Here is an 11802-nt window from a genome sequence, read left to right as displayed (position 1 = left end):
TCAACGGGCCATTAACTGAAGTGTATCCGGCGACATCGCGTTCCACAACGCTTCTCTCGCCTCTTTCGTTTCGCGCAATGCTTTTCGGCCGAATGCGGTCACGCGGAAAAAGCGTTTGCGTCTACCACCGCGCTCGGCAGTTGCCCCGCCCATTTCGGACGAAAGGAATCCTTTTTCTTCCAATCGCTGCAGGGTGGTGTGCACGGTACTGAACCCGACGGCCCGGCCCGCCTTGTGGTCGAGCTCCTGTGCGACGGTCACGGCATAGGCTTCTTCGCCCAGCACCGCGACCGTCAGCAGGACGACCTCTTCCAATTCCCCCAAAAATGTTCTTTTCATGGCTGAATGCATTTATTCCGATAATGTCGGACAAATGCCGTGCCAAATTTAAAAAAGCAGGCCTGAGCCATTCAAAAACGGGTTTCGACCGATTGAAGCAGTCCGAGGAATGTCCGATTCCGAACATCTGTTTAATCAAAGCGGACAAGTCGCAAATAGCGCTTGAAAACCGGTTGCCAAACAGTTACATTTGGGATACAATCGTTTCCGATTTATGAATACAGGCAAGGAGGTTCTGTTTTTTTTCAGCGCGCTGGGTGCTTTCAATGGCATTCTGCTGGGAATATTCCTGTTGTTTTTCACCCAAAAGAAATACCTCGCCAACAACTTTCTCGGTGCATTGCTGTTGGCATTGAGCATCCGGATTACCAAATCGATATTTCTGTATTTCGATGGAAGTTTGCCCAAAATATATGTGCAGATCGGCCTTTCGGCTTGTTTTTTCATCGGTCCGTTCCTGTATTACTTCGTGCGGTCCGCGGTGACGCCACGTGAAAAATTAGCCAGAAGCTGGGTATGGACGCTCGTGGCGCTGGCAGCCCTTACCCTCATTGTGGATATCGCGCTTCCTTATGAGGAGCATCAGTTTGTATGGCGAAAAGTCATACCGCAAGTCATTTACCTGCAATGGTTCGCCTTCATTGTAGCCTCCGGTGTGCACATGCGGGGCCTGCTCCGAAAGCTTTTCAGTCGTAACCAACCCATGAAACCGGCAGAAACGTGGGTCTCGATGATTTTTATGGGGAATGTGGTGGTATTCTTCTTCTATTTCTCTTCTTTGATCAATGCGCCATTTGCACCCTATATCAGCGGCTCCATCGCTTTCTCGCTGGTCCTCTACCTGATGATCACGCTCGTGATTTACAAAAAGAAAACCGACGAACTGTTCTTGCTTTTACCCGACAAGCCGGTTGTGAAAAAACTCAATGAAACCGACGCTGAAATATGGCTGGGCAAACTGGAAAAAGTGATGGCCGAAAAAAGCATCTACAAAAACCCTGACCTGAAACTCCACGACCTTTCGCGGGAAATACAGGTTTCGGGGCACCAGCTCTCGGCTTTGCTGAACGACCGCCTGGGCAAGAATTTCACGACGTATATCAATGAGTGGCGCATCGCCGAAGCCTGCAAAATGATCGCCACCGAGCAGCACCTCACGCTCGAAGCGATCGGTTATGAGGTGGGTTTCAATTCCAAATCGACTTTTTTTGCTGCATTCAAGAAGGTGAAGGGCGTGACCCCATCCTCCTACCAATCAATTATTGACCAGCCAATTACCGATTAACAACAGTACGAATTTATAAATCCGTACTCCTGATTCGCCTTTTACATACTTCCGGAAACGACCGGCTTTGGATTTTTGCCCTAAACCATCCATTGTACCAGCCATGAAGCTTTCCGGCATCATTTTCTCCATTCTTTTTTTAACTACTCAAATAGCCATTGCGCAAAGCCGGTATTCGGTGTCGGGGAACGTGGTCGATGCCAACCGGCAGCGGGTCGCCGTATATGCCCGCCTGCTGGCCCTGCCCGATTCCGCATTGCTACAAGGCGCACCATTCGAAGACGGCCGCATTACCTTCGGCGACATCGACCGAGAAACGGTTGCACTCCGCCTAAGCAGTATCGGCCTTTCCGACACGCTCATTGTTATCCGTCGAAATAACCGCACACAAATTGACTTTGGCACCATCCTCCTGCGCGAGCATGTGCAGGCACTCGCGGATGTGACCGTGCGCGGGCATGCGCCGCTCGTGAGGCAGGGCGCCAATGGCACTATGGAAATACCGATCACAGGCAGCATCCTGGCTGGCAGCACATCGACTACCGAACTGCTTGGAAGATCGCCGGGCATTATCTTTACCGAGGGCCGGGCGGGTGTGGCCGGGCGCGGCGAGGCATTGATTTTCCTGAACGGACGGGCCATTACCTATGAACAGATGGCCGCCATACCCGTAAGCCGCATTGCCCGCGTGGAGGTGATTCCCAACCCGTCGGCCAGGTATGATGCCGAAGGCAAGGCGGTGATCAATATCATTACAAAGCAGAACGTGGACGGCGGTATGACAGGCTCGGTAACGCAGCAATATGCTTATACCCAATTCGCAGGCAGCGAACTCAATACCCTCGCAGACCTCCAGTACATGCGCAACAAGCTGGCATTGCAAGCCAATTATGCCCTCCAAACCGGTAACAGCCGCGAGGTACTGCACACCACCCGCACCCGCCCCTCGCCTACCGAATACCTCCATTCCGACCTCACCACCGACTGGCAACGTAAATTGCGTAACTACTCCAATTTCGGCGCAGGTGCACAATGGAACCTGAGCACCAACAGCTACATCTCATTAAGTTACAAAGGGAATCTCAACAGCCTTGGCGGCAGCCAGAATAGCAGCAATGCGCTCACAGACATGAAGGGCAGCAGCTTCTACCAGAGCCGCGTCGCGAAGGACGAAAAACGCTGGAACCATGCCGTTACCCTCAATTTCCAGCATACGCTGGACACCCTCGGCTCGGCATTGTTTATAGGTACGCAATATGCCCGCTTTAAAACCGACCAGCACGACCGCATCGCGGAAAACAGCGTCACCGGCGACAGTACCGGTCTGCGCAACCTGCTCAACGATGTGCTCGTCCGCATACGCATTTCCAGCACCCAGCTCGACTATACGAAAGCATTCCGCCATGGCGGCAAACTCGAAACCGGAGCAAAGTTCAGCTATGCAGATAACGGCTCGGGCACCGATTTCATGGTTTCCACCGAAGACGGGCCATTCCTGCCTAATCCCGGCCTGAGCAGCAACTTCCGGTACGACGAAAAAGTACCTGCCGCATACCTTAACTATCAGGGCAGCCTGCGAAATGATATACGCTTCGGGGCTGGTGTGCGCGGTGAGTACACCCACTATTCGCTCAATACGACCGCACGTGGCGGGCAGGTGATTGGGGATAGGTATTTCAATGTTTTCCCGAATCTTTTTATCAGCAAAAACTTCCCCAATGGCGTCCAAAGCCGCATATCCTATGTTTCCAAAATCACCCGGCCGCGCTACCAGGCGCTAAACCCGTTTGTGATTTACCAGGATCCTTTCACGACCATCGAGGGCAACCCCAATTTGCAGCCCGAAAAGGTCCATACCTTCGAAACCGGCCTGCAATACAAGCAAATCGACGTCCGCGCAGGTTACACCTACACCAAAGACCGGCTCAGCGGCGCTGCATTACGCGGCAGTTCGCCCAACAGTTATATTTTAAAAGGAATTAACCTCGCGCGGGAGCATTCCCTCTTCATTACCGCCTCAGCGACATTCAACATCGCCTGGTGGAGCACTACCAACACGGTAACAGTAAGCCGCAACAAACTGATCGATACCGAATATGGGTTCGCAACCGTCAAACCCAGGCCGCAGCTTTATGCCTACACCAGCAATACTTTTGATGTAAACCATATTTTTAAGATCCAACTTATGGCCTGGTACCTGAGCGAAAGATCGCAGGGGCTTTATAGCGATTTCAGCCGGTCGACGGTAACGCTGGGTATAGAGAAAGATTTTTTGAAAAATGCATTGAAGGTCAGGCTCACGGCGAACGATATTTTTCACCAAAGCCACGTACATGGCAAATACAGCGTCGGTGCCACCCACATTTACTATCACCGCACATATTCTACCGCATTCTTCGGCCTAGGCGCGGTGTACCGGTTCGGGAGGTCGGGAAAAATTACGTTTAACAGCAAATCCACCGGAGAGACCGAGCAAAACCGGGCCCGCTAAAATGGGGCGCGAAGGTCAACGGCCTGGCGCGAAGGTGGACCTTCGCGCCCACTATTCGCAGGCCTCGGGCCGGTCGATACTGCAAAGCGATATTGTGATACTGACCGGCCGGAGGCCTGCGAATAGTGGGTGCAAATCATGAGATTTGCACCAGCGCGGCCTGCACGATTATTAAATAGTAATTAAAAAGGCATTCTGTATACATTCAGGTCGGAGTGAGTTGCTACTTTTGAAAAATTCTTCAACCTGAAAAACCATGAAAAACTACATTGTCATTTTCCGCGAGCCCGACGGTCGGCGTCCCGACGGTCGGCGGCCCGACGCTCGGCAGGATTCACATACAGAGGCTGAAATTGCGGCGCATCGGGAAAACTGGTCGAAATGGTTTGCCGAATGGGGTGCCAAAGGCAAGCTCGCAGGCGGCAGTGGGCTGACGCTCAACGGCCGCATTATCAAAAACGGGCAACCCAGCGAAGGCATTCACTACGTGGGTACGGAAATCGTAGGCGGCTTTCTATTACTCAAAGCCGAAGACCTTGATGAAGCCACGGCCATCGCGGCCAGCTGCCCGATCTACGAGTTCGACGGTTACGCCGAAGTCCGCGAAATGCAACAATAGCCTCCTTCCTCCCTATTTATAAGTTTTCAACGCCCGAACATCGCCCTGCTCTTTCAATATTTTCTTCAAGCCATCGACATTCATCATCAGTCCGATCTCGGCGTCGGGTGCGGTTTCTTCATTGATAATACCGATCGGTCCGCGATAGCTGCTCTCGCGGATGATGCGGATCATTTCCGCTTCGGCGTCACCCTCTCCCACCGGAACTACCTTCACAGGATTCCCCTTTTTTAAGCCCATTAAATTCACGGCCATTAAATACGGCAGTATTTTAGGGAAGAACCCGGGGAAGCGCTCGATATCCTCCTCAGCGTGGTGCAGGTTATAGACAATCCCGATATTAGGTCTTTTGAGATAATCCATTACTTCCAGCTGATTTTCCGGCATTCCGTACCAGCCGCCGTGGTTGTAAAGCCCTACCGTACAGCCAATTTCCGCAGCTTTATCTGCAATGTAGCCCACTGGTCTGGCCACCGCCTCTATCTTCTGCTGCCGGGTCATTTTGTCCATGTCTTTGATCCCGCCGATCATACACCAGATCTCGGTTCTGACCTTGTGCCGTTTCAGCAGATCGAGGATAATGGGCAGGTTCTTGTCGTTTTCAGGGTTCGGGCCTGAATACAGCCAGAATGCCTGTAACTTGATGTGATGCTTTTTCAACGCTTCCAGTTCAGCGTCGAATTCGGGAATGTGCTTCTCGCGCCAGTCGTAGGCGAGCATGGTGAAACCCAGCTTATTCAGCATTTCGGCCCGCTGCTCGGGGTTGCGTTCTTTGGAATCGAACGGCACAATGCACCAGGCTATGAGGTTCTGCCGGGCGTAAATATTGTTGGTGCGTTTCTTTTTTTGGGCTGAAACGGTCTGGATCGACAGCAGCGTGAGTAACGTGCAGATTACAATCAGTCTTTGAAGCATCGCCGGGTTGGAGTTTTATTGGATAAGACCCAACCCGGCGATTTCTTTATGTTTTCAATCAGATTTTGCTTGCAGCATTAGCCATGAACGGATCGCTGATGCTTTCTTTACCCGTTTCTACACGCCCGGCAAAGCGCATAACACCCTTCTTGGCGCCGCTATGCACGTTGAAATCGTACCATTGATGGCTTTTCGAAGCCGGAACGAGTATTTTAACTGTCCCGTCGGCGGGCAGGCTTGCTCCTATTTCTTTTTTCTGATATGCATTGTCGGTGACTTTCAGCGCCTGCGGTTTCTTTCCTTTATTCACCGCCACCAGTTCCACATCTCCGGTCGGTTTGCCGTTTTTGTCCAAAACATAACCACAGGACACCGCTACCTCAGGCTCCTGCGCATTGCCCGCGAACTCACGGAAAAAGCCGTTGGGACCGTAGACCCGCAAGTGGTATCGGCCGTTTTCAAAACCAGCCAGCTTGAAATTTTCAGTCAGCGTATCGCCGGCCTTCACCGCATAATTCCATACCCGCAGCACCTCACCTTCATAGGGATTCATTGCGTAAATGATGAACGGTGCTCCGGCTGATTTTGAACCGAAAACCTTGTTTCCAGCGTGCATTGTTATTTCAAATGCAGCCTGATCCGCGGAAAGCGCCCCATTTACATACAATTCGTAAGGAAGCGCTACCGACGGCCTGGTACCCGGTTCCTGTTTAGGCAAAAAGGTTGATCCAACCGGATTCGCATTGATTTTCCCGATTTCTGCAGCACTCAGCGCCTTGAAATTCGCCGGTACGGCTTTGAACTGCGCTTTGTGAATCGTCGTCAGGATTTCATCGCGGTTTACCGGCTTCGGCTTTTTATACGACGACGTGTCGAAAGGCTGGAAAACCGTGCTCAAATTGCCGCAAATCGTCCGGCGCCATTCGGTGATATTCGTTTCCCGAACCGGCTTTTTAGACTTATGACTTGTAAATTCTTCCAGAAACTGGATGATCGAAGTATGATCGAAAACCTGCGAACACACCTTCCCGCCCCGCGACCACGGCGATGCCACCACAAGCGGCACCCGAAAACCCAGACCTATCGCCCCACCCCTTGCGTTCGCCTTGGGCACCTGCGTTTCGTCCTGTTCCAAAGGCACGTACTCGGCCTTGACGTCGATGCCCGGGGACACTTTCCCGGAGTTGGATTTGGTCGGATCCGGAATCGAAAATGGCGGAATGTGGTCATAGTAGCCATCATTTTCGTCGTAGCAAAGTATGAAGATCGTCTTCTTCCATACCTCGGGATTTTTGGTAAGGATATCGAGCGTCTCGGAAATGTACCATGCGCCATACCACGGCGCAGATGGGTGATCGGAGAAGTTTTGAGGCGCGGCGAGGTATGAAACCATTGGCAGTTTGCCTTCGTTCACGTCTTTCCGGAACTGGTAGAAAATGTCGCTTTTCGGAAGATCGATCTTCTTGCCCAGGTCGCCGTCTTTGTACGAGATCGACGACAGTTTCAGATAGTCCGGGTCGTTGCGATTCGTCACAAATGCATTGCGGTGCAGCTCCTGCTGAAACACCGACAGCTTTTTAAAATTCTCCTCGCTAAACTCTGTGAGATCGGCTTCGAGACGTGCGAGCAATGCATGGCGCTGCTCCCAGGACTTGGTCAGTTTGTCCTTTTCAGCACCCGTCGCACCGTCCAGTTTCTCCTTTAATGCGGGCAGGTCTTTTTTGATTTTAGCTACCTCCAAAGTCGCGTAGTGGATAAAATCTTTCGAATATTTCACCCCATACTGCTCATAGCGCTCCAACGGGTTACACCCAAAATTGCTCAGCCATGAGCCAACGCCGGGATGGAACTGCACCACCGCGCCTACTTCATTCTGGTAAAACTTCCAGCTGTTACCCGCCTCTTGCATGCGTTCGGGGAAGGTTTTCCATTTCACCGGCTTATTAATCGAAAAGTAGCTGTTCCGTACTACCGCCAGCGAATCCATTTCGGGCTTTTCGCGGATCGTTCCCGACCAGAGGTAGTAGCGGTTCGGATGTGTGGGTGTCATCGACGAGCAGAAATTCTGGTCGCAGATCGTAAACGCATCGGCCAGGGCGTAGTAAAACGGAATGTCCTCCCGCTCGTAATAACCGAGCGTCAGCGGCATTTCGGCATATTCTTTATGCCCGGAACGTTTAGACGTGAGCCATTTGTCGTACTTCCCGCCATTGTAAGCATCCACCTGGGACTCGCGCGAGTGCGGCAGGTCGTGCATCCAGGTCGCTTTGGTGTTTTTAATATCGAGGCGGAACGGCGCGTAGGTATCACCTTTGAGGTCGGTTTGGAGCCACACTTTGTTCTTGTTCGGCAAGTCGATCGCTCTCGGATCGTTGAAGCCGCGCACGCCCTGCAACTTGCCATAACTGTGGTCGAACGAGCGGTTTTCCTGCATCAGGATCACCACATGCTCCGCATCCAGATAGGTCGTATTCGGATTGGGCGCAATGGCCATCGCCCGCTGCACCGACTCCGGGAACAAACTCGCCGCGCCAGCACCGCCGGCCAGCATCGCCGCCTTTTTAATAAAATCTCTTCTTGAATCCATGGGTTTAGTTTGGGTGGTTACTAAAAGCAACAAGTAATTGGAGCGGCAAAATTACTGATGCGGGCACCACCGGAATTACGGGAAGAAGCCTGGCGGGCAGTCTGACATTCACAAGCTTTCAAGATATCAAAGACGACGGTATTATCCATCTGGACGTCAGAACTCCCGGTCGCCAAACTCGCTGGCCGGGAGTTTTGCTTTTCGGGTGAGTTGATTGAGGTTATAGCTCAGATTAATGAGAAAAATATCTGTTTCCTGAATGTAATTGGTAGTGGTAAAAAAGTCCTTGCCCCAGGTGGATATGCGCTGCTGGTTGGCTCCCACGATGCCGAGATCCATATTTTGCCACTGCAATGTCGCCGCCAGCTTTCCTTTGAGGAAACTCTTCTTCACCGATAATGCCGGGTTCACGAAGCGGGAGTCTTCCCCTTGCGCCGTCACTCGTTTCGACAAGTAGCTGATCGCCCATTGCACCTGCAAAGAAGGAGCTATTTTGAATGTGGTATTCGCATTCAGGGAATATACTACGCTCGATGTGTTCACCACCACTGTATTCACTCCGGCCGCATTCTTGAAAAGCCCGCCTTCGATCGCATACCGGTACACGTTCGCGCCGGCGTAGAGTTGCCACCATTTGGTAAGGTTGGCATTTCCACCGATTTCTACGCCCCAGGAAGTGGCCAGGCCGGCATTGGTGTAAATCCGGTTGATAATCGTATCGTTATACACGCTGTTGACCCGGTTGACTACGTTTTTGATCCGCTGGTTATATAATGTTGCAAAAGCACTTCCCTTTTCGAACTCTTTCACGACGCCCACTTCGGCCATGCCGATAAATTCGGGCAAAATGTCGGGGTCACCCGATTCGAGGGTTTCGGAGTGCTCGCGTTCCGGAAATGGGTTCAACTCGTTGTTCGTCGTGCGTTGTACGCGGCGTGTGTAGCCTGCCTTCCCACGCCAGCCTTTCGAAAACTGGTATTGCAACTGAGCCGAAGGGAAGAAATTGGAAAGGTCGAGATTACGTGTTTCCGTGCCCTCAGCTGTAAATTGTCGTGTCGCGTATTCATAACGCAAACCGCCCGAATAGTCCAGCTTACCCGATTTCCCGCTGTATTGCCCATACATCGAGTGAATGTGGTTCACGAGGCGCGTACGGCTCGAAAATTGCGGCACCAGCACGAATTCCCCCGTTTCCAGGTTTTGATCCAGGTATTGAAATACGCCTTTCTGTACCTGGTTCCGGTATTGATAACCGGTTTCCAGCTTCCCTTTACCGATCGGCACGACGTAATCGGCCTGTAAACGGTAGGCATTTAATGGATTTTCGCTCGGGTTGCGGGTGCTTTGCAATGTGTGCGTGCGGCCGGGTTCGGCGAGGTTGATATTGGTTGTAAGCCCATCCAGATCGGCGGATTCGATCAGGCCCGAGAGCGTTAGTTCCGATTTGTTGCCGAACCGGTGAAGGTAGTCGAGGTTAGCCGAGGTAACATCGGCTGTTTTCTCCGCGACATTGGAATTGAAATAGGTAATCCGCCCCACATTCTGCCCTGTTTCCATATTTGTTTTGGTATTGTTGTAAACCAAATCCGCCCTGCGCGACTGGAAACGGTACCCCTTGTAAAAACCTGCTGAAATCACATTCGAGGGATCGGCGGTGTAGCTTACCGATGCGCGCGCCGTGTAGTTATACCGTTTAAAACTCCGTTCTCCTTCGGATGGGAAGGAAGTAAAAACCTTACCGATCGTCGTGTTGACGTCTCCAACTCTCCGGCCGGTAAGATCGTTCCGCAGGTAATTGCCGCTCAAATTCACCTCCCATTTACCAGCCCTGATGCCCCAGGCAGCGTCTGCACCGAAGCGTTGCGGATTTTTCAGGTTATTGTAGGTATGGACAGAGGGTAAGCCACCCTGCACATTCACAACCAGGCTCTGGCTGTTCTTCGCGACTGTTTTGGTAGTAATATTAATGATCCCCGATTTCCCATCCGGGTCATAGCGCGCCGAAGGGCTGGTAATAATTTCGACGTTTTCGATGTTGTTGGCCGGAATCTGGTTGAGCACAACAGCCGGGTCGGTTTGCACGGGCTTGCCATTCACGAGTACCAGGAAACCCGTCGAGCCCCGCAATGCGATATCGCCTTCGCTGTTGACCGTCACCGATGGCGTATTTTTGAGGACGTCGACGGCAGTTCCTCCCTGACTGCCCAGAAATGCACCTGCACGGTAAACTTGCCTGTCGATCTTGTTTTCAACCGCACTCCGGTTACCCGTCACTTCCACAGCATCGAGCACACGGCCGTCAGCCTGCATGGCAACGGGCGGCAATACCACGTTACCCGCATTCGCAGGCACTGGCGTCCGCAACTTCCGGTATCCCATGTATTGTGATTCGAGGTAATAGGCAGCGACGCCTTGTTTTTCAAAGAGAAAAGCGCCCTTATCGTCAGCCAGGACTCCGCTTACCAGCGTCGAGTCGGCTGACCGGAACAATGCGACGGAGGCATAAGGCAGCCCCTGGCCGGTCTGTTGATCGGTAATTTTGCCAGTAATGGTCATCTGGCCTTGTGCCAGGGCTGCGGTCAATGCGCCAAAAAGTAAGGCAAGCGTAAAAAGAAATTTCATAAGGGTTAGTTCCGCCTGTTCATGGTGATGCGGCAAAAATAACTCTACAAAACCAGTAGACTTTTGTACTTTCAGTCCTAAAACTGGTATATCTAGGAAATCCCCTTCCGGTAAACACTCGGCAAAACGCCGGTCTGTCTTTTGAAAAACTTATTGAAATGTGACGGATCCGTAAAACCAAGCTCATAGGCGATTTCGCCCAGGTTCGCCGGTGAATACAGCAGCAGGCGTTTGCTTTCTGCCGTCAGCTTCTCGTTGATCACTGCCCCGGCCGTCTTATCGAGGAACTTGCGGCAATTGGCATTCAATGTTTTGGGCGTCACATTCAGCTCGCCGGAATACCAGGCCACCTCGTGCATGGTTTTATAATGTTCCGCTACCAATTCAAAGAACGATTTGAGCAGAGGGGGCTCGGGCAGGCTGCGATCCATATGCGCCTCGCGTTTGAGCAAATTAAACAGCAGTAACAGATAAGTCTGTACAATAGCCTCGTAATTTGATTGCCGCGCGACATATTCATTTTCAATGCTCTCAAAAATCCCCTGGAAAGTTGCTCCCGCGTTTCCAAGACGGTAACCGCTGCTGAATGTCAGGGGGAATGTTTGGAACAGCGTGTCATAAAGCGGGTGCCCCAGCAGAAAATCTTTTTGCACCATAATCACAAATCCTTTGGGGATGGCCGTGAGTTCCCAGTTATGAATCTGTCCCGGCATGACGAGGTACAGGCTGTTTCCGCTTACGGGAAAACGGTGGTGGTCGATCTGATGCATACCCTCGCCTTGTGTGAGATAAATGATTTCGAGATATTCTTTATGACCGTGCGGATGGGTGGTTTTGATCACCTCTTTCATCCTTTTAATCCGAAACAACTCATGGTCGTTCAACTTATTCTTTATCTCGATTTGCATATAAAAAGGGTGCGGGAATATTCTAGCGATTTAATA

At 51.7% G+C, this 11802-nt stretch carries 8 protein-coding genes; 3 read left to right on the top strand and 5 right to left on the bottom strand.

Translation table 11 applies throughout. The features are described from left to right. A complete protein-coding gene (locus tag ACQ4MZ_RS19280; RefSeq protein ID WP_430847462.1) occupies positions 1-339 on the bottom strand; it encodes a helix-turn-helix transcriptional regulator in 339 nt (112 codons plus the stop codon). Positions 340-553: 214 nt separating this feature from the next. Between ACQ4MZ_RS19280 and ACQ4MZ_RS19275 the strand changes: the two genes are divergently transcribed. The 3 genes from ACQ4MZ_RS19275 (at position 554) to ACQ4MZ_RS19265 (ending at position 4734) form a co-directional block, all read left to right on the top strand. Beyond that, complete coding sequence (locus ACQ4MZ_RS19275; protein ID WP_430847460.1) at positions 554-1624, top strand: helix-turn-helix domain-containing protein; 1071 nt, start codon at positions 554-556, stop codon at positions 1622-1624. A 103-nt stretch (positions 1625-1727) separates the two neighbouring features. Then, positions 1728-4115 (top strand): TonB-dependent receptor domain-containing protein, encoded by a 2388-nt coding sequence (locus ACQ4MZ_RS19270; RefSeq protein ID WP_430847458.1) that lies wholly within the window; start codon positions 1728-1730, stop codon positions 4113-4115. Positions 4116-4371: 256 nt separating this feature from the next. Next, positions 4372-4734, top strand: a complete 363-nt coding sequence (locus ACQ4MZ_RS19265) for a YciI family protein (RefSeq protein WP_430847456.1) — start codon at positions 4372-4374, stop codon at positions 4732-4734. Between the two features lie 12 nt (positions 4735-4746). Here ACQ4MZ_RS19265 and ACQ4MZ_RS19260 read toward each other — a convergent pair whose 3' ends face one another. The 4 genes from ACQ4MZ_RS19260 to ACQ4MZ_RS19245 form a co-directional block, all read right to left on the bottom strand. Next, positions 4747-5649, bottom strand: a complete 903-nt coding sequence (locus ACQ4MZ_RS19260; protein WP_430847454.1) for a sugar phosphate isomerase/epimerase family protein — start codon at positions 5647-5649, stop codon at positions 4747-4749. Positions 5650-5707: 58 nt separating this feature from the next. Beyond that, entirely contained in the window at positions 5708-8236 is a 2529-nt protein-coding gene (locus tag ACQ4MZ_RS19255; RefSeq protein ID WP_430847452.1) for a phosphocholine-specific phospholipase C, read from the bottom strand. A gap of 156 nt (positions 8237-8392) precedes the next feature. Beyond that, on the bottom strand, positions 8393-10858 hold the full coding sequence (locus ACQ4MZ_RS19250) for a TonB-dependent receptor domain-containing protein (RefSeq protein WP_430847450.1): 2466 nt from the start codon (positions 10856-10858) through the stop codon (positions 8393-8395). Between the two features lie 92 nt (positions 10859-10950). After that, on the bottom strand, positions 10951-11766 hold the full coding sequence (locus tag ACQ4MZ_RS19245; RefSeq protein ID WP_430847448.1) for a helix-turn-helix domain-containing protein: 816 nt from the start codon (positions 11764-11766) through the stop codon (positions 10951-10953). Positions 11767-11802: the final 36 nt, after the last annotated feature.

Origin of the sequence: Dyadobacter sp. BHUBP1 (assembly GCF_050587785.1) — a bacterium.
Lineage (GTDB): Bacteria > Bacteroidota > Bacteroidia > Cytophagales > Spirosomataceae > Dyadobacter.
Note: the sequence above shows the minus strand (reverse complement) of the source record. Positions and strands in the feature narration are given on the sequence as shown.